The organism is Candidatus Omnitrophota bacterium (assembly GCA_028693815.1).
Taxonomy (GTDB): Bacteria; Omnitrophota; Gorgyraeia; order Zapsychrales; family Aceulaceae; genus Aceula.
In genome coordinates, this window is sequence record JAQUUP010000017.1 from 14,948 (window position 1) to 36,904 (window position 21,957).

6 protein-coding genes are annotated in these 21,957 nt (G+C 36.4%); all 6 read right to left on the reverse strand.

Annotated elements, in window-relative coordinates; all coding sequences use genetic code 11:
• Positions 1-43: 43 nt before the first annotated feature.
• The 6 genes from PHY73_06325 to PHY73_06350 all read right to left on the reverse strand — a co-directional run bounded on the left by PHY73_06325 (position 44) and on the right by PHY73_06350 (position 21,953).
• Positions 44-12,169: an FHA domain-containing protein gene (locus tag PHY73_06325; protein ID MDD3375317.1), complete on the reverse strand. Its 12,126-nt coding sequence runs from the start codon at positions 12,167-12,169 to the stop codon at positions 44-46.
• Positions 12,166-16,332 carry a hypothetical protein gene (locus PHY73_06330; GenBank protein ID MDD3375318.1) on the reverse strand — a complete coding sequence of 1,389 codons (4,167 nt, stop codon included), beginning with the start codon at positions 16,330-16,332 and terminating at the stop codon, positions 12,166-12,168. The genes PHY73_06325 and PHY73_06330 overlap by 4 nt, the downstream gene beginning before the upstream one ends.
• Before the next feature lie 431 nt (positions 16,333-16,763).
• Positions 16,764-17,984 (reverse strand): glucose-1-phosphate adenylyltransferase, encoded by a 1,221-nt coding sequence (gene glgC / locus PHY73_06335; protein ID MDD3375319.1) that lies wholly within the window; start codon positions 17,982-17,984, stop codon positions 16,764-16,766.
• A gap of 93 nt (positions 17,985-18,077) precedes the next feature.
• On the reverse strand, positions 18,078-20,291 hold the full coding sequence (locus PHY73_06340) for a hypothetical protein (GenBank protein ID MDD3375320.1): 2,214 nt from the start codon (positions 20,289-20,291) through the stop codon (positions 18,078-18,080).
• A 16-nt stretch (positions 20,292-20,307) separates the two neighbouring features.
• Entirely contained in the window at positions 20,308-21,171 is an 864-nt protein-coding gene (locus PHY73_06345) for an ATP-binding cassette domain-containing protein (GenBank protein ID MDD3375321.1), read from the reverse strand.
• A 5-nt stretch (positions 21,172-21,176) separates the two neighbouring features.
• On the reverse strand, positions 21,177-21,953 hold the full coding sequence (locus tag PHY73_06350; GenBank protein MDD3375322.1) for an ABC transporter ATP-binding protein: 777 nt from the start codon (positions 21,951-21,953) through the stop codon (positions 21,177-21,179).
• Positions 21,954-21,957: the final 4 nt, after the last annotated feature.

Here is a 21,957-nt window from a genome sequence, read left to right on the forward strand (position 1 = left end):
ATAAAAAAGGGCCGCAAAAATATTTTTGCGGCCCTTTTCTTTATTAACTTTTTTTCTTATCATAAACCTGCATACTTTGACAACACAGCATAGGCTCTACAAATGAATCATCTACATAACTTAGATGCTTTTCTTTTTCATCATTCTCTTTTAAATCATCTTCTCTTAGCCCCAACAATCCCATAAAATCCGTCACAGGTGTAATGTTAATGATAATCGGCACAAATCCTTCGATGCTACTAGAGGTGATATTTTGCAGATCCAAAGGAATATCAAAATCAATCTCATCTCCTTTGGTGGTCACGTTCATATTTTCAGCGTTAAAGTCAATACCGCCTTTAAGATTGGATGATGCAACTCCAAACTTAGTATAATAATTCTCGCTGTCTAAATCTTCGGCTTGTACCTGCCGATAATAAGTTACATACGTTCCATTTGCAGAAGACCTAGAATTGCCATCTTTGATTATTATTCGATCTCCTTGCCTAACTATTGTTATATGCATCCTTGAAATATATTTATTGTTCAGCTGAGGAAATCTATCTTGAAGGTACTCTCTTCCAAGGATGACACTTTCATCATCTCGCAACGCTTTATACCCTCCTTTTTCATCTGTAATATAAAAATTAATTCTTGGATTGGCAATTTCTTTAAGAGGATCCGATTCCTCCAAATCAACATTTTTTGAAATTTTTAATTTTTCTACGCCAGATAAATCGATCGTGATAGGCTTCGAGTATTCAATCTCAATAGATTTTCTTTGAGTCAATTTAATATTTAATTGTAAATCAGCCTGTTGATAGCTTTTTATAGATGGCAAAACAGTTCTTTCAAATGCTTGATGATAAGTTTCAAACATCCCGTGTGAAGAAAAATATTTTTTATCTACATCTCCAAAATAATTCTGTGCGATATCGAAAACTCTATATGATCCACTTTTTGCTTGGTATACGGCCCAACCGTGCCCTGGACCTCTAACATAATAAACTTTACCGCGCAAATAGCCTTCTTTAATCATTTTTTCAAGAACAGAGGCAACTAAAATTCCCATATGGCGACAAACCCCACCTTTTTCGAGAGTCTCGCCAATAAGGACTTCTTCTCCTGCCTTATCGCTAAAAGCATACTCATCATATCGAATCGCAGCATCAACAGCGTCATAAACACTTTCGAGATAATCAAGCTTGTATAAAAGAGTATCTTGATCAGCCTTAGACTTATCAAGGTGGCTTATTGCATTCTTGTAAATTTGATTTAAAATCTCATCGTTTTCCCAATCGACTTTGATGACTTCCCTCGTGTCTCTTCCTGATCTTCCTGTGCTCTCACCTCCAGCTATCAGATGCCCAAGAGGACCCATTTGTTTTCCAATCTCGAATGTTGACGATGCGGTATCGGCGGGGTCGATGCCACCTTTTATATCCGACGATGAGGTTGTGGCGTTGGAATCGATACCGCCCCTAGGGTTGAAAGGATCCTCATTTGAAATTTTACCGATTTGAGAAAATCTGTTGATCGCTTTAAAAATATTCCCATTCTCACCTTTTTGAAAAATACCTTCCTTCACTGATTCATTCAACCCCTTGCGAAGGTTAAACTTAATTTCGGGCATTTCTTCAAATAATAAGTCTGCGAGCCATTCCAAATAATGATAAGCACTGTCTATTTCAAAATCATTAATATCAATTGACGAGGGAATTCTGCAAGTTAAGACTGATTCATCAAACCCTTCGCTTCCTTCCTTGACCTGATACTCAACAAATTCTGGAAAATATTCCGCAACTTCTTTTAACTTCCTAATAGAACTAAAAAAATTCTCTGAAAATTTATTAAGCTTACCATCGTGATCTAGCCATTGATTCTGAAAAGAAATCTCATCTAATAATTCCTCTATTTCATCAAAAGTCTCTTTAATTTTAAATATTCTTACCGTGATATTCTCAAGTCCTGACAGCCCTGCCAAGTCTGATCTATGATTTCCATCTAGAACAAAATAATTCCCATCCTCAAGATCCAAAACATCTATAATATTATTTTCTGTAAAATCCTTTACGGAAGAATCGCTATCTCTTAAATAATTCATCATGCCAATTAATTTGATTAATGATGTGGCGTGTCTTCGTTTTAATTTTGAAACAGGAATTTCCTTCGTTCCTTTTTCTTCCCACCATTTTTCTTCGTCTTTCAAATCATTAATTTTATTTTTATAATAATTAATATCATTGTGAACACCTGTTTTAAGAGTCAACAAAAATACCTCGGTAGGGACAGGCATAAACAATATTTTCTCGACTAGCTTAAAAAATGCAAGTAAATCTTTGTCTATCCTAACTTTTGTTTTTGTTTGATGATCGGCGTCAAATGCATCCAAAATGACATAGCTTCTTTCTTCGGATATCGAAAAAATATCCGACGATGCGATTTCATCGATTTTTTCGGGGTCAACAGTTTTAGAATCACCGCTCCATTCTCTGATTCCTGTGCTCTCCATAAGATTTCCATAGGCAAACAAGACATTGATCGGGGTTGTTATCGTGCTCAATGAATCTGATGTATTTCGTGAAATGGGGGCTAAAACTTTGATGCCCAATTCTTGAGCCTCACGAGTCATTTCTTCAATCGGCGGTAAACCTTTTGCATTTTTTTCAGCTCCTAGGACAATTTGGATATCGGTCATTCCTAAAGATGAATCTGTTAAATACTGTAGAACAGCTTTGTATTGTTCATATAAAGGGCCTTTTTTTCCAAAAAAATCATTCTCTTTAGGAAATAAATGCACGTGACCGATAACCGTTTTATTGTTTTTCCTGGCTCTGATATCAAGACTCGTACAGACAGCATGCCCTAGCGAAAGAAGGGCTCCCTTTTCTTCTGGTGCTAACTCAAACAAAACAAAAGAGCCCCATCCCACCCGAATCACAAAGCCTAATTGTGGATCCTGTATAATCTGTGTGGCTACTGGAGAAATAGAAATTCTTCCATCCTCATTAAGCTCGTAAACTGAAACCCCTGGCGGAGCAGGTTGATCAATAGCGAAATTACTTGTGCTGACCCTATGAAATATTTTTCCTATCATTTCTTCTTTTATTTCGAAGGGCTGAGAACTTACAGCTTGCACTCCGTCGCCTATTGTTGGTATATGGCTACTGATCCCCAAAGATCTATCTTTAAAGGCAGAAGCTTTTGGCGCAATGTCGACAACGAGAAGACCGGAATAAAATGATTCAATATCCTGAAAAATTTCTGCAATCCCGTTACTAAAACCAACAATGGCGAGAAAAAATGCAAAAGAGTTGAGGTGGTCATAGATCTCATCCCCAATTTGATTAAAGGTTTTAGGGAGAAGTACTTTTTGTTTTTTAAGCAAATTTTCTCGTTCGTTTCGAAGTGATACAAAAACCCAATAAAGATACGCATCGCCAAGGTTATCAGCGTATTCTTTGGTTTCCTCAAAAGGGCGAATAATATCACTCAAATTTCTTTTTAAACCTGAAGTTCTTTCTCTTAAGCGAGCAATAAAAGGTTCGAAGTTTTCTTCTCTAAACCCTCCCTCCTTTTCCATCTCATCCACAATTTGCGTGAGATAACTTATCTTTTCATTAAACGGTTTGAGGAAACTTTCTTTATTGAAATATTTTTTGAATTTCTCAAAGCTTGAGAGGACATCAAGGACGCTGCGCAGGTTAATTTGCTTTGCAAAGCCCTTTTTCGCGAATACAGCCTGATTTCGCCCTCTAAGATTAAGGCCGAGAGTTTTTTTCAAGAAATGATAGTTCACAGGCATGTAAAGTGCACCAGAAAACCTAACCAATTCTCCCAAGCGATAGTTTTTTTCGTTTATCGCGATATCCATTCTGCCGGAATCTACAAATTGCATCATTCCGCCTTTTGCAAGGTTATTATCATGAATTGTTTTAATAAATCTGGCAGCTCCAGGATCTAAGCTGATGCGCCCCGTAAACCCTTGTTGCTGTAATGATAAAAGATATCCGCGATCTGAAAGCTCACTGGCTGGAATTTCGTGATATTCTTCCTGCCATTTAATTTTGTTAAAAATTTTTCGGTCGAAATTCTTTAAAGATTTGATATCTTCATTTTTAATAAAATTTTTTATATCTTCGATAGTGTATGAATGTCCCAAGGAATCCAAAACAATCTCGTTTGGCTTCATGTCAACGTATCCACGCAAGAACAACTTCTTAAAACCATCAAAGGTGACTTCAATAATTTCTTTAGGCAACGAATTGAGAATGAGATTGCCTCGGATAAGAAGGGCCTTTGGCAGATCTTTTGGTGGATTCAAGGCATCTGCTTGGACAAACTTAAAAATTTCCGGGTAACGACCAAGACGCGTTGATGATCGCAGAAACATGATTATTCTTTCTGAGTAGTCCATTACGTAATAACGTAGGCGCCCTAAATAATGGGTTCCTTTTTCTCGATCAAGATTCTCAAGCGCACGAAAGAAAATCCAAGCAGAGTATCCGTCCCCAGCACCCCATTCATGGACTACAATTTCCAGCGGCAATGTGTGTTGTCGATCCATTTCTCGTATCTGTTCATAAAATTGCTCAGCACTTGCTTGGGCAGTGGCTTGGTCTAGGTTTCCTTCAGTGCGGTCTTTACTCCCCATTCCAAAGGCCTCTTCACCAAAGACACCATAATATAATTTGTTAAGGATATTCATAACGCTGTTGGTTTTATTTAGCGGAAAATAGCCATTTTGAAACCATGCAGATTCATCGATTTTTTGATTTTCAACAACCACCTCTCCATCGTCCATTGATTCTATTGGTTCAGAATTCTCATCGGTGTAGGCGCGGAGGACACGATGCGGTCTTGTTTCTATTGATACGATCCTAGATTCTGTTTCTATGATAGTAGTTTTTGCGTTTTCAACATTTTCGAGACCCATATTAGCGATACCGTCCTCATCGTAACCATCGCTAATTACCTGATCGAAAGAAGCTTGCGCAAGTTTTCTGTAAATTCTTGATTTAGGCCACAGAGATAGCCCCTTTTGAGAGAGAATCTCGGAATTATCTACGTTCATGACAATATCAGCTGTGTTGCCGATGGCTAGGCTTAAGAGGTTATTCTTTAGGGTAATATTATCTATGATAAGCGCCATGGATTCCTTTTTTTGTTCGAAATATTCATCAAAACTTTGATTTGCAGGTTTCGATTGTAAAATATTCTTTATAGCAATCAACTGATTGATAAGCAAATCATAGTCTGCCGAGGATAATTTTGATCTTCCATCAACAGCAACAAAGAAGCTTTCCCGTGGAGCACCTTTAGGAAAATATAAGAATTTTTTTATGTCGGATTTCAACAAGATGGCTGCTTCAATTTCCTCGAGTACCTTGGTGTAATTATTTTCTGGTACTGGAATAACCGACGATGAGATTTCGGTGGAGTTGCTCTCGCCAGGATTGCGCTCTTGTTTCTTAATATCCGACGATGCGGTTGTGGTTGGGTCGATACCATCCAAATTCGATGAAACCACAGTCTTTGCCTGGCTTATCGGAGTATCTGGCAAAGAAGAAAAATCAATATAATACATTTTATATGGATCAGGATCAGAAAGATGATATCCTCTTTTATTACAATAACGATTTAAGACTTCCAGCATTTGTGAAGAATAATTTGGAACATCCACAGCCGCTTGCGTATCAGGAGAAATATAGAAATCATTAAAAGAAAAATATAATCTCTCAATCTTTTGCAATTTAACCTGATTAATAATTTTATCAAGCATTACAAATACATTATCATCATTTTCATATTTTTTATCTAATACAAAACTTTCTAAATTAAATCCATTGTTTTGTTTTACTTTCTTTAAAAAAGGCTTTTGATATCCTGCATACCCGACAAGATCGCCGGATTCAACAAACAACAAGAAATCAGTCTTGTCATTTAAAACATGATCCCAAAAACCAAAGTTCAGACGTCTTTGATCAAAATTGAAGTCACTATTTCGTTTAGAATGAAGGTGTTTCATCTTTGAAGAGAAATGAGACTTCACCAAACTATTTGAAAAATCTTGAAAATACAATCCATCCTTATATTTATTTGGATAAAACGTAATCTCAAGGCGATTATTGACTCTCGGATCCTTAGAATAAGAAAGGTTAACATTTAGATTTAAATACCGAGCTAAATCTTTAGACACTTTTTGATCAGAAACGAACACCTTGTTTATAACAATTCTCTCCTCTCCTATTTTCTCCATAAAATCAGAAATAGACTCCATCATCTTTCTTAAAACCTGATAACTATATTCTTGCGAATCAATTTCAATATTACGAATATTAAGATAATTGTTCGTGTCACTTTCTTCAATAATACCTCTATTTATTCTCTTTTTTAATGATTTGCGAGAAAGACCAGCATGATTAATAAAATTATCCGTTTCAAGCAATACTGTACCTACAGGATCGTCATTGTCATCTACAACAAAAAACTCAATCTGATCAAACTTTTCAGCGTCTTGCATTCTTATTTCTTTTCCCGTTTTTTTGTTATAAATAAAAACTTTCAGATCACCAATATCCGACGATGCGGTTTGGGCGGGGTCGGAATGCTCGGCAGTTTCAATAGGTGTTTCAATCAAAAATTCCTGTTCCCCTGGGGTCACGACAGGGCCCTTCGAATCGTTTTGCACAACATCTGAAGCACCGCCTTCTTCTAGCCAATATCCGTCGCTGCCACCATCCGTTGGCAAAAATCCTTTTTTAAGCTGATGCTTTAAGGCTCCTTTACCAAAACCGTCTAAAGATACACCATCCCCACCAGCCGGATCTTTCGGCAAGTCCTTCTTGATAAACCGTCCATCTTGCTCAAACAGCTTCCCGATAACATGAGCTAAAAGAATATCGCTGGGAAGCCTTAAGTCTTCCCAGGCTTCAATAATCTCTTCTCTCTTTCCTTCTAAGACCTTATAAGCTTTTAGAACCTCTCGAATGTCCTCTATAGTCTTTTCTCTTGTAAACACTAAGTTCTCAGATTCATTAATCAAATCTTTAATCTCTGGGACATCCATTTTCAACTGTTCAAGAATTTCTTTGTACCAGGATTGTGCATCAATATTGCTAAGAGAATGGAATCGAACTAGGATTTCTAAAATATCTTTAAGATCAAGCATCAGAAACTCTAATGCTCCTAAAGGCTCATCTCTTTCCATCCAATTTTCAACATGTTCTACAATTTCTTGTTTAATGGTATCTTTATATGCTCTGTTTCCTTCAGGCTGAACACCAAGAAGATATTGCTTAAAAGCATCCACGCTATCTTTTGTCGTGCTGAAAAACTGATCTAGCTGAGCCTCTGCATATCCCCAGGCACTGCTATATTGATTTTCCGCTGTAATATTTTCAAGATCCAAAGCCTTCAATATCTGTTGACTAGCTTTTTTGTATGCAGTCGTCCCAGAAAATTCTTTTGCCTTTACGCGCAATTCATGTATTCTTTGGATAAAGAATTCTGGCCCAACAATCGCCTGATAACCACCCAAGACATCTTCTAAAACTTCATTAAAAATATCTAGGGCTACTGAGGCGTTTTTCTCTGTAATGACATCACGATTTAGGGAATCTTCGAACATGGCCATAAGAATCTCAGCTTGAGCATCAAAGACAGCTTGGCGAATTTCAAGGGCATATTGTTTACCTTCTTTTGTTTTTCTAAAACTTTGGATTTGTTCATAGAGTTTTTTAAGCTGAGGCCACTTATCTACCGTCCACTTTATGCTAAAAGCTTCATAGCATTCAGCCTTTGTTAGAATCTGCTCAATTTGCGTAATAAATTCTTTAATAATAGGGCTAAGTTTTTTATCTAAAGATGCTTTTCTTGATTCTGGCTTATATTGACTCAACAAACCATTTCCTAAGATCGCATATGCCGTCTTTATGCGGCTAGAATCCAGATGACCATAAGGATTATTAATATCTTCATCACTTATTTGTGCAACTTGAAAAAGGTCAATGCGATCATCTTTTTGAGAATCGTTCTCATTGTATAATTTTCCTCCCCCAGGCACTAAATGTCCAAAAGTTGCAACGTCAGAAGGAACATAATCTGTATAGCTCGGAAAATGCGTGCTTATCTCAAGAAGGGCTAATGCCAAAAGCTTAGGTTCTTGTTTAAAATCGTCTGTGTTGTTGTCTGTAAACAAGCCGTCAACTTGCAAAGATTCCTGAAGCACAATATTCTTAAGATTCCCTTTGCTATCTTTTGCTGTCAAGCCCAATGGTTTTATTAATCCTAAGCGAATAAGATTCTTAGTCATTAAATCTCCAAACAACGAACTAATAGACGGGTTAAGATGCAGTTCAAGGCATTTCTTTTCGTTTTGCCAAGAATGATTCTGAAAACGCAATGCAATGCTTGGCGCTAGATTTCGAAGAGCTTGGCCTTTATCGTCATCAGGGTTAATGTCCAAATGAATCTTGCCTCCTGATGTAGCAAAATTCTTAAAGAATTCTTTTTTAAGAGCATAGCGCTTGAATTTATCCTGATATTTCTTAAGATCAAAAGATTCACTGCTTTCCCGCAACTCATTAATATATTCAAGATTAATAGCAGACTCTTCAAAAAATGTTAACCCGAGCTCTTTGTGTTCTCCTAGCGTCATAAAAAGTTTTAAATTAGCTTCTTGGAGAACTTTGGTGTAATCTGCATAATGGCTCTCGATATTATCTCCTAATTTTCTTAATTGATTAAGATAATCGTTAAAGCTCAAATTTTCTTCAAACAGGGATTGAAGAACATCAAAAGATATATAGACGTAGCTTCCTGCACCTTGATTGAGCTTAGTAAGCTCAGGCGTTAAGTTAGAAATAGTTGCAACAAAGTTATCTTTGGTGACCTTGCCCTTTTCAATACCTTGCGCAATCAAAAACTGAAGAGTTTTAAGAGCTCTAAGGGAGAAAAACCCGCCTACGTTATGGGCGAGCCTAACGCATTCTGCTACAACAACAGCAAAGTCATCTTTGGTGGTAATCATACCCTTTACCATTCCTATCGTTAGAAAGAGTTCAAGAGCTTTATAAGATTTAGGAATACCGTTGTTCGCAGAATTAGCGCATTCTTCTAAAACAGCAAAGAAATCATCTTTAGTAGTAATCATACCGCTTGTAATGCCTAATGCAAACAAGGATTCAAAAGCTTCAAGGGACTCATCCACAACATATCCAGCGCCTTGGGCGAATTTAGCGCATCCTGCTGTAGCAGCAACAAAATCATTTTTGGTGGTAATCATGTCATTCTTACTGCCTAACGCGAGCAAAGATTGAAGAGCTTCAAGAGATTTAGGAATGGCAAATGTTGCACTTTGATAGATCCTAACAAGATGAGGGATTAGCTGAACTAACGCTTTCTTTGTCTCTTCACTTGGATTAAAATTCTCACCTTCAATATCTTCTCCAGCAACGTAAGATAACAACGAATAAAGAACTTTCTTAAGCTCATCCTTTTCCGAAAATGAAGGAACTGTTGGTAACTTTACAAAAGCTAAGTCGTCTCTCGAATTTATCTTCGAATACATCTTAATCTTTTTTTCATATTGGGCGAGAATAGCTTTCTCATATTCCCCCTTAATCTCCTCCCATGACATTTCAGCCCCCATCGAGAGATCGCCTTGTTTTTCCTCTATGTCCGACGATGCAGTTTCAGCATTAAAGGCACTGTCATCAGCAGCTTCAGACTTTTCATTAAGAGATGATGACCCTGTTGGCTTGATCTCTTCTCCAAAAGTAATTGATTTGTCTAACTTTTCGTTAATTAGCCTTTCAAGTTTTTCTAAGGTATAGCCTTTTTGTTGTAACGCCTTTGGAATGTCAATTTTTGTAATTGGTTTTGGTTTTCTTATTCTTCTCAGATCATCATTAGCTATTTCTAGTTGAAATTCTCGAAATTTTTCATTAGAAAGAAGAACAAGCGCTTTTTTTTCGACTTCTCTTTTTTCTTTGGAGGTTTTTGCTGCATAATAAGCATTTACTAGATACCAAAAGGCCTGCCCATCTTTTTTTTCATTGGTTCCTTCGATCACTTTTTCTGCAAAATTGATAAAATCTAGATAAGAAGTTTTTTCATGATTAACATTTTCACGGGTGATAACTTGGATAATTCTTATTCCAAGGTTCATGTTAGCAACTGCTTCAGTGTTGACGGGCTTATCGTCTATAAAAACAATTTCTGTTGCGTCAATTGGGTTACCTTCTTCTGCTGCTTTGGCTTGGAGTGGTTCAATAGTTGCTTTTAACGCCTCTGCTTTAATTTTCCCCTCCCCTGATGTAAAAATAACTTGGTCAATAATAAACTTGTCTTTGTCATGATCGCCGGGCTGTCTTTTGCTTTTTTTATTAATAATTCCTAGAGATTGCAATACATGCAAAGTTACTTTTTCCTTGAGTTTTGGTCGTGCTGTAAAAGCTCTAATTTTTAAACTATTTGTTGCGTCTCCTTTAAGTTCTTTTAAATCCTCTCTTCTAAGACCATCAGACATTTCAAGGAATCCAGAATCAGCCATATTTTTTTCGTCTTTATCGCCTTGTGTGTATACAACCCTTTGAGCTTTTTTAATGCTTTTTTCTGCAAGCTCTTGTATTTCATCATCATTCGGTATTTTTTTACTGGAGTTTTTTCCTATTTTTAGAATTTCTGAAAGGAAAATATTTAGGGCTAATATTTTAATGCTAATCTCTTTTTGAATTTCTGAACCGATATATCCATTTGGCCAAAAAAAGCTATTGTCTAAATCAAACAATATTAATCTTAATGCTCCTTTAGCCGCCTTTTCTTTAAGATCTGCCATAATATCTACCATCATCATTTTTTCAATAGATGAAGAAGATGATATAGCGTTAGGTTCCTCAAAACTTGGTATTTCAGTTAAGCTCGTATTAACGTCGTTAAGAACAACTTCTATCTTGTAATCATTTTTTGGTAAGCCGTTTTCTTGAATATATTCAAGAGCGATTTCCTTTCCCACTGAGTTAAATGTTGAATCCAATACCCAGCTCACGCCCCCCGAAAAATACTTTCTTGGAATATTTTTATGGGCATATTGATCATATTCAACTTTGATAAAGTCACAAACACCTTTTTTAAAAGAATCAACATATTGATTGTAGATATCTTGCGAGACATCTTTAACGTCCACTCCCCTAATCTTGCTTTGATCAGAATAGACTTTGTTTATAATAGATTCTTTTAAGTTATGCTTAAACCAATAGGCTAGAATAAGAGAATTATATATCTGACGAAGCTTGGCAAAATTCTTGCCCGTATTAACTTCTTTTTCAAGAGCTGGGATGATGATTTCACGGATGATTTCTTTGGAGAAATCATTCTGAGTATTTGGTATTTGGGATATGGTATTTGGTTGTTGATTATCGCCATATACTAAATACTCTTCACTAAATACCTGTTGCTTTGCTTGCAAAGCAACATAGTCCGTCTCTAACATAACCTTTAATTTTGACTCCACCACAAAGGCCCTATCTTCTTGAACGTACACTTCTGCCTTCTCAGGCATGATCCAGACCTTGTTAAAGGTATCTACCGGGATATTAGCCCGGTCAAATTCACCTTGTGAATTTGACGAGGTCTCGCCATCTTTTAGATGGCGGATTGTTCCGTACTCCTCATAAACTTTTTTATACACTCTATCCCAAAATTGTCTTCCTATCTTTTCATCTGGATTCATCAGAGATGCTGTGATTTGCTTTAAGATATAGTCTTGAGCTAACATGTCTGTACCCATATCTGTAGATCCAAGAATATCAGGAATAATTCGATCTTGTTCATGGGGAGAAAGATTAACCCATAGGTTATCTTCAGGAATTGTAAGGGCTGCTAGAAAGTATTTGATAAGTTTTTCAGATTCATTCTTTAATGCAGTGCCTGTAAGTCCAGTGTCACCAGAATCGACGATAAAGTCGAATTTAAGAGAATTGTTAGGATAGACTCTTATTCCACGAAGAATGGTAGGTGTGAACACTGGACTTAAAGACACCATAGTTCCCGGCACAGGAAGTCCTAACACTCCTTGGGCCAAGGCTTGAGATGGGATAACAACAGTTGCAAAAAAGCAGGCTAAGACAATGAGGCTGATTGTCTTAAATAGTATTCTAAATTTATTCTGCTTTACTATGCTTGTCACGATACTTTATCTCCTGCAAGTTCATGTTGACTAATCTGTTTTTCTTTAATTTCATCATCTGCATCAAGGCCGAGTAATCCCATAAAATCCGTCACAGGGGTAATGTTAATAATAATCGGCACAAACCCTTCAATGCTGCTAGAGGTGATATTTTGCATGTCCAACGGAAGATTAAAATTAATCTCGCCTCCCTTTGTTGTGACGTTCATATTTTCAGCATTAAAGTCAATACCGCCTTTTATCGTTGACGATACTTTTCCTTTTTTACCCGCCTTCTTTTTTGATTCATTTTCTCTATTTACTTCACTAAGCTTGGCCTCAATAATATCTAAACTTTCTGGTGATGGCGTATACTGACCATCCGTTAAAGTTTTTTCAATCTTTCGAAAATGATAATTAACTTTTTCTCTTCTTCTTCTTTGTCTATTTAAGAAATCAACACCTGCCATTCCACTCTTAACGTGTGCATAATACTCAATATCATTTTTACTATATCGAGAAGCAACGCCAAAAAGGAAATCAAACAAAACCGCAGGGCTTTGTTGATACGGATAAATACTTTCTTCCTGAAACTCTGGGTTAAGATCAATAATCTCATTCATTAATCTTAATGTTAATTGTTGAAGTTCTTGCGGACTTGGATGCATATTAAAAAGTCCATAAATCAGCATCATAGAAAATTTCTGAAGATCCATCTCGCTTAACCCTTCTGGCAAAATCCATTTTTGCTCAAGTCCCATTTCAAGATTTTGAGACAAAAATCGATTATTTTCCAAATATTTTTTTAAATTTGGCGTTTGATATACTTCTGAAAAATTTTTAGGAGATAAATATTTATCAATAAGATCTAAAACTTGATTTGATAATGGTGATTGTACTGTCTCTTGAATGCTATTAATCGTGCTACTAGCAATTTTCAACTTCCCATCCATCGCCTCTGTTCTTATTGCCTCTTGATTTCGACCATTCCAGAAAAAAGTGTGATCAATTCCATAACCTACTACAGAAGTATCGCTGGCATCAACAAGGTTGATAAGCTTTGCGGATTTTGTTCCAGCTATCCAGACAGACAAGTTTTGTCCTTGGCTTACGGCAAGACCAACAGCTTCGCTTAATTTTTGAGCAACGTCGTCATTTTTCTTTATTTCAAACGTTTCCCCACCAGCTTGATAGCTAAAAATATCTTTAAAATCTTCTGATGCAACCGGAGAAACTTTTAAAATATTTTTCTTATCTAAACTTTTCTTAAAAATTTTCATATCTCTTAATACTTTTGCTCCGCCGCCAACTTTTGCAGCATTTTCATGAACTTGCATATAGCCTTCATCCTCTGATCTTTTCCAACCAAAACCTTTTTTATATAAAATATTTCTTCCTGAAACAAATCCTGTATTGTAATATAAATATATCCAAAATTCTTTTTGTTCTTCAGAAAGTGTTTTCCACTTTTCTGAACCCCATTTATTATCAACATCCTTTTTAAATTGTTCTTTTCCATGAGCTAACTCCGTAGCAATTCCTTTTAGTGCTTGGTTTTCTTTTATTACAATCATTCTAAGCTGCATGCCGCCTTCGTTCTTTTCAGGAGAAAGTAATTTTTCAATTTTAATTCTTATTCCCGCTTTCAATAGCAAAGGAAGATCGTAATAAAGTCTATCAATTCCTATATCTCGATAAGTATCGACATTTCGATTAGAGTTATATCCACCGTTATATCGGTTTTTAAGATGTACCTCTGCTCCTCCTTCTTGAGCATAAGCCGCCATAATAAATTCTGGGCTTAATCCAGTAAGTTCAGAGGCTAAATATAAATCATGAACATAATCTGAATTTAGAAATCCAATTAAGCCGATAGGTTTTATTCCTTGGAAAAAATTTGCAGCATTTTCTTTGTATTGAAAATACTTAGGAAGAGAATTATTTATAATTTTAAGATATAGTTTTTTAGCGTTATCAGCTGTTTGATCAACTTTTGCAGAATCTATTTGAGGTTCCTTTTTGAGATTAGCGAGGGTTCCGCTTAATATTGAATCCATCTCTTCTTTGAAAGAAGGATATTTTTCATATAAAGATGAATAAAGTGGTTCGTATGCACGCGCTGCCCAGGGGTCTTGTTTTGCAGAATACAAGATTGTTTCTACGGCAAAATCTTCGTTTTTATACTGATCTGCATAAGCGAGTGCTGCATGAGGACTTTTTTCCCGAACGCTTGCCACTGTTTCTTCTACTCCTGAAATGTGCTTGTATTTTCCTAAGGAAGAAAAAAAGATCCAGGGATCTTTTGAAAGAACATCATTTACTATTTTTGGCGCGGAAGGTGAATCTTTGTAAAAATTAAAGAATTTTGCAGCTTCAAATAAATAATCACTTGAAGAAGATATTAAAAGTCGTTCAGAAAAAACAAATCCTTTGTAATCGTTATAATGATAAAAAGCATTTAAAGGCTTGTTTGGAAAAATAATCTCTAAGATTTCTTCAGCAAATGAAAAATTTCTATACTTTGGAATCATTGACGTCATTAATCCTGGGGATACCTTTGCAAAAACAAATAATAAATCTTTTCGAAAAGGAGTATTGATTAAGCTGTCAATAGCTCTAGCGGCACTTATCGGATCTTCTTCTATTTTTAAGGAAAGCAATTTTTTAGCAAATGGTTTATTGATGAATTCATTCATTCTTGCAAAACAAACTACAGGATCTAAGTTTTGATACGCTTCAATTGTCTTTGCCGTGTTTTCAGGAGAACTATCGTCACCTTTAGATAAATCGATAGATGCGGAGCTAGGTGCATCTTTTGCTGTAGTCGTCATTTCTAGTGGATCAAAGGCTCCATTTTCATACGCTATCGCCTCTTGGCTCCCGAAAAAGCTAAACGCTGCTGTTATAAGTATGATGGTTATTGCTTTCTTAAATCTTTTAAGAATCGCGCTCCCTGCTTCTTGCCCTTCAAGCGTATCAGACTTAATAAATTCAACACTTTCTCCAATTTTAAGTTTTCCAGTAAATCCCCCCGAAAAATACTTTCTTGGAATATTTTTATGGGCATATTGATCATATTCGACCTTGATAAAGTCACAGACACCTTTCTTAAAAGAATCAACATATTGATTGTAAATATCTTGCGAGACATCTTTAATGTCCACTCCCCTAATCTTGCTTTGATCCGAATAGACTTTATTGACAATTGATTCTTTTAAGTTATGTTTAAACCAGTACGCTAAAATGAGAGAATTATAGATTTGTCTCAAGGAAGCAAAGTTCTTTCCTGTGTTAACTTCTTTTTCTAAAGCAGGGACAATGATTTCACGGACAATGTCTGAAGCTAATTTATTCCGTGAAGAGTGAAGCGTATCTTGTGAAGCGTTTGGCGTTTCACGATTCACGCTTAACGTTTCACTTGCGTGAGTTAGCGCGAGGTAGTCCTCTTCCAACATAACCTTCAACCTTGATTCCACTACAAAAGCTCTATCTTCTTGAACATACACTTCAGCCTTTTCAGGCATGATCCAGACCTTGTTAAAGGTATCTACCGGGATATTGGTGGTTCCATATTCTTCATAGGCTTTCTTATAGATTTCTTGCCAGAACTGCTTACCTAGTTCATCTTCTGGATACATTAAAGAAGCAGTAACTTGCTTTAAGATATAGTCTTGAGCCAACATATCTGTGCCCATATCTGTTTGGGCAAGGCTATCTGGAATGATTCGATCTTGTTCATGGGGAGACAAGTTTACCCAGAGATTATCTTCTGGAATAGTCAGTGCTGCTAGGAAGTATTTGATTAATTTCTCTGATTCGGCTTTTAAATGAGCGCCTGACTTACGAAAGCCTTCGGCTTTCGTCAAGTCAGCCTGCGCGAATTTACTCCGTGAGCCTTGCGACCCAGCAAGGCGAGTCGGAGCTTCCTCGCTTTCAATTATTTCATCTCCAGCGTCAACAATAAAATCGAACTTCAGCGGCTCATTGGGATAGACTCTTATTCCACGAAGAATGGTAGGTGTGAACACTGGACTTAAAGACACCATAGTTCCCACCGCAGGAAGTCCTAATACTCCTTGGGCCATGGCTTGAGATGGGATAATGCTAGTGACCGTAAAAAAAAACATTACGGCTAAAGCAGTGATTTTTAAAGAAATATGACTTTTATTTTTATACTGAAACATCGTCCCCTTCTCCGTATATATGTATATACAATTCCTATCCTAACTATAAAAGTATAAACTATATATATGTGTTTTAAAGGGGGTTTGGGGTGTTTCGGGAAAGCGCTTTCAAATGAAACCCAAGCTTACAGAATAAAATGATGTAAGCTTGCAGGTTGAATTTGTCCCGTTTTTCACAAAGTGAAAAATCGGGACTTCATTAAACGAATCTTATCGGGGTATCCTTATCAAGAAGTGCGTCAAGGCACATGTCACAAGACACATGTCACAAAAACCATGTTCAACCTCGCACCCTAACGGGCACAGGTAGGTTGAATTGGTTGCTAAACCAAAAGTCCACCTCGAAGGTGGTACGGGTTTTTTGAAATCTATGAAAAAGGGCCGACCCACAAACGCGGGGCGGCCCTTTTCTTCATTATATTATCTTAATCTTATTTAAAAGAAGCTTTTTTAGGAACAATCACAATACCGGAAGCTGTCACAGCAAATCGCTGACGATCAAGATCAAGATTATAACCGATTTCAGTTTTGCTTGGAATCACAACTTCTTTATCAATAATCGCATTTTTTATCTTTGCGTCTTTGCCAACAATAACACCACCCATCAAAATGGAATCATTTATTTTTGCTCCATTTTCAACACAAATATTTGGCGACAATACAGATCTTGTAATTTCTGCACCCTTAATAACGCATCCACCGGATATAAAAGAATCAATAATAAGACCAGGCTTTGCTCCTTTTTCTCCGGATTTAGAAAGTATTTTGATCGGAGGATATTGCTCATGATACGTTCGAACAGGCCATTTTTTTCTAAATAAATCAAAATCTGGGCGATGCTTTAGAAGATCCAAATTAGCCTCATAATAAGAATCACGCGTTCCGATATCACGCCAATAACGCGGCTTTCCGTTTTCATCTGCAAAATTATAAGCATACACTTTTTTCTTTTCTTTAATCATTTGCGGAATAATATTTTTTCCAAAATCATGCTGAGAATCCCCCCTCTTAGCATCCTGATTAAGCTCCTCTAAGAGAACCTCTCGATCAAACAAATAAATTCCCATCGATGCATAAATATGTTTTGGGTCGTCTGGAATTGTTTTTGGATCTTCTGGCTTTTCTTGAAATCCACAAATACACCCATTGCGATCAACCTCAATGACACCAAAATGAATAGACAATGCTTTTGGCATTTTTACACAACAAACAGTCGCATGCGCCTTTTTAGTATTATGATGATTTAAAAGGCGTCCATAATCCATTCGATAAATATGATCTCCTGATAAAATCAGAACTTTTTTAGGGTTATAATCTTTAATCGCATAAATATTTTGATAAATCGCATCCGCTGTGCCTTGATACCAATCAGACCCAACGCGCTGCTGAGGCGGAATCGCATCAATAAACTCGCCTAACTGGCTTGAAAAAATATCCCATCCTGTCAGCAAATGCTTCTGAAGTGAAAACGATTTGTACTGCGTCAAAACAAAAATGCGCCGTAAGCCTGAATTGATACAATTACTCAACGTAAAATCGATAATACGATAAATGCCCCCAAAGGGAACTGCTGGTTTTGCCCGATCCCTCGTTAGAGGGTCAAGCCTTTCCCCTTTTCCTCCAGCCAAAATAAAAGTAAGAATGTCTCTCATGAGAAAACCTTTCTATAACAAAATTAAAGTATAACTACATTATTACATTAACTTTTTACAATTACCACTTAAAACTCAATCAAAGCTTTACATTTATTGCTTTAAGCACTGATCCATTTTTTGTTGTGCTAAACTCGAAGTCGGGTCAGCTTTCAAAGCAATCGCATAAACATCTTTTGCAAAATCAATCTGATTTTCTTTCAACAGAAAATCACCTATGGTTAACAACTCGGCGATCTCCTCTGCTGAAAAATCCTTAGCCTTCTTTAAGATTTTGACGCTCTGTGAAAACCGACCAGTTTCAACATACATCTTAGACAACGTTAAGAAAACTTTGTTGCTTTTCGTCCCTTTTTTAACTAACCATTCACAATGCTTTATCGCTTCTTTGAGATTACCGAGATTTTCATATCCTAAAGCCAAATAATAACGAATATCAGAATCTCCAGGCAAAATCATCGCTGCAATACGAAAATCTTCAAATGCTTCCTTATATTTCTTCTGCTTTAAATAAATTTTGCCTCGAATAAAATAAGGCTCGCCATAACCGGGAGCAATTAAAAGCGCTTGCTGTACTTGATTCAGTGCCAGCTCATCAAAATCTAAAATTTCAAGAACGCGCGCCCTTTTAATCTGCTGATAAGGAGACACTCTAACTAGTCCTAACTCTTGAACATTTGTTTCTGAAAAAGATATACTATTTTTATCTAATCTTAAATTCTTAATAAAATCCTTATTCTCGTCGATGTCTTTCAAAAAAATAACCGCATCATAATCTAAATAAACTAAAATCCAATGATCGTCATCATAAATTTCTCTTAAAAGTTTCTTGGGAATTTCGTGAAATGCAGAATTCAAAAAAACTCCAGTTAAATGATATTTTTTAGCTACAGTATCAAAAAATACCTTATCCCCTTGATCCCATATTTTTTTGTATTCATTAAAAAACTTTGGCCCATAGAGCTCTGTTCGTCCGTCAATAAAAACCCTGATATCCGGAAAACAATTTCCAATCAAATAAGCGCCAGAATTAAAATCATTGAAGAAATTTCCTTTAATATTGTTTTTATTGAGAAAATTGACCGCCTGTGTTGGAAAGTTGCGACCACTAACTCCCCCAAAAGCGCTCTTCATTTCATAATTCTTAAAATCATAATAACGAGCTTCTGATGCTTGGTAACCGTAATGAAACATCCAAATAATCAAAACAATTTTAAGGATGATCAATCCAATGTATCGTAAATTTTCTCGATTCTTAAAAACACGAGAAAGCTGCTCAAAATAAATATTTTTAAAATTCGAAACCGACACCCAAAATGCAATAAAAGAAAAATAAACCATATTTCTTAAAGCACTTGTTGATAGCACCAAAAAAAATGCCCATAAAATTAAATGAAAGAAATTAACTCTCTTGTAATTAACAACAAAACTAACGAATGAAATCAGAATTAATAACTTATAGTAAATATACTCGAGCGAGAGCAAGGTTGACCATGATAGTGGGCGAGCAAGCTCTTGAATGCTGCCAAAAAATACTTTGGACTCTCCTGTCATCTGAAGCAAAACTTCAAAAGGATATGTCAGGCCCTTAACAAGCTGCGGGTTAGCAATCGAAACTAAGAATGTGACAAGAAAAATAACTTTTAGAAAATGATACTCTTGATCGTTTAGTCGGTTTGTGACATTCCAACTCCAAGGAAGTTTTGTACGTCTTTTTATAAATTCAGAACATATGTACATTAAAATAATACCTGGACCAAAAATAAAGAATCCATGCGTATTAACCCATAAAATTTGTATCGAGGCAAAGAAAAGAATGCTCCACTTTCTTGAAAGATGAAATTGCAACAAATAAATATAAATCGTGAGAAACAAAAGACTAAAAATATCCGGACGGATGGTAAATCGGGATTGATAAGACAAACCCACAAGGAGCAATAAAAAAACCGTTGTTAGCTGCCTTTTTCGAATGTCCCCTAAGAAAAGCAAAAACATAAACGTAAAACCAATAACCAAAGACTGCATAGAAGAAACACCGTCAAAACCAAAAAGAGAAAACATCGAATAAGAAACAATTTGGAATAACCATTCGTGATTATTCCATGGCTGACCAAAAACAGTGCAAGAAAAAACATCAACACTTGGAATAAATCCATTTTGAATAATAAATTGTCCAGATTTTAAGTGCAGCCACAAGTCAAAGGAACGAATTTCAATATTTGTCAGAAAAACAACGAGGCAGAGCAAAGCGGCAATGCTCAAAAAACCCAGAATATAATTTATTTTCTTAAAAATCTTTTCTATCATATTTTTCCTAAATTGATTACTCCAAAACAAAATGATCTTTTTGCTTTTCCACAAGGCTCATGTTCTCATTAAGGAGAATTTCCTTTGTATCATTCTCTACTTTATAATAAATAGCAGCCGACAACAATTGTTTTGTATATAAATGCTGCGGGTTAGAAAAAATCTGCTCACAGCTTGCCGACTCAACCACCTTGCCTTTGAACATGACAACAACCCTTGAACAAAGTTTTTTAACAACTTTTAAATTATGCGAGATAAAAAGATACGTTAAGTTAAATTCTTTCTGTAATTCTCTTAATAACTCTAATATTTCTTCCTGAACCAAGATATCCAAAGAAGATACTGCCTCATCCAAGATAAGAAGCTCAGGGTTCGCACCAAGCGCCCTAGCAATCGCAATACGCTGACGCTCCCCGCCGCTAAACTCATGAGGAAAACGCTCCAAAATATCCGCTGGAAGCTTAACAGCCAAAAGAAGATCTTTGATTCTCTGCTCTTTTTCTTGCGCGTTACGAGATTGATCAAAAATCATAGCTTCCAAAATAATACGGCGCACTGTAAAGCGGGGATCAAGGCTCGTAAACGGGTCTTGAAAAACCATCTGAACTTTTTTTCGAAATTGATGCATTTGCTTTGAAGAAAACTTGGAAATATCTTGGGTCTCAAACAAAACCTTGCCTTCATTAAAATCTATTAATTTTGTGGCAATGCGCCCTAGGGTTGTCTTGCCGCATCCAGATTCTCCGACTAGCCCCACGCTCTCTCCTCTTCTCAAACCAAGGCTAAACCCATCAACAGCCTTGACGCATCTTTTTGGATCAGACAAAAATCCTTTTTGAAGAGGAAAATATTTCTTTATATTTTGTAGTTCTAGCAACATTATTTTTAAGCCAATTCCATTAATTTTTTTGTAAAATCTTGCTGGGGGCAATCAAAAACATCAGAGACACAACCCGACTCAATAATGCACCCTTGATCTAAAACAAAAACGCGCTCTGCCAAAAAACGTACAACCCCTAAATCATGTGTAATCAAAAGCATGGAAATGTTTAGTTCATTTTTTATTTTCTTAAAAAGAGACAGAATTCTTGCCTGTATTGTTACATCCAAATTGCTTGTTGGTTCGTCGGCAATAATCAATTCTGGGTTTCCAGCAATTGCTTGCGCAATCATCGCACGCTGGCGAAGACCTCCGCTTAATTGATGAGGGTAGTACGAAGCCACTCGCTTCGGGTCAGGAACTTCAACAAGATCCAAAAGCTCAAAAACTTTTTCTCGGATTTGTCTTTGATTTAAACGCGTATGAAATTGCAGCACCTCTGCAATTTGATTTCCAATACGAAACACTGGATTAAACGCGCTTAATGGTTCTTGAAAAACCATGGCAATCTTTTTTCCGCGCATTTTTTGCATCTGCTTTTCTCTACATTCCAACAAATCTTTGCCATCAAAGAAAATCTTTCCTGACGTAATCTGCATCGCAGGCGACAAAAGCTGTAGAATGGCAAGCCCAATCGTTGTTTTTCCACCTCCAGAACCTCCGACCAAGGCAACAGTTTCGAGAGCATTGACATCTAGGCTAAGATTGCTGACAAGCGATCTTTTTTCGTCTTGTCCCTTAATATCAATTGATAAATTTTCTATTCTTAAAAGTTCACTCATCTTG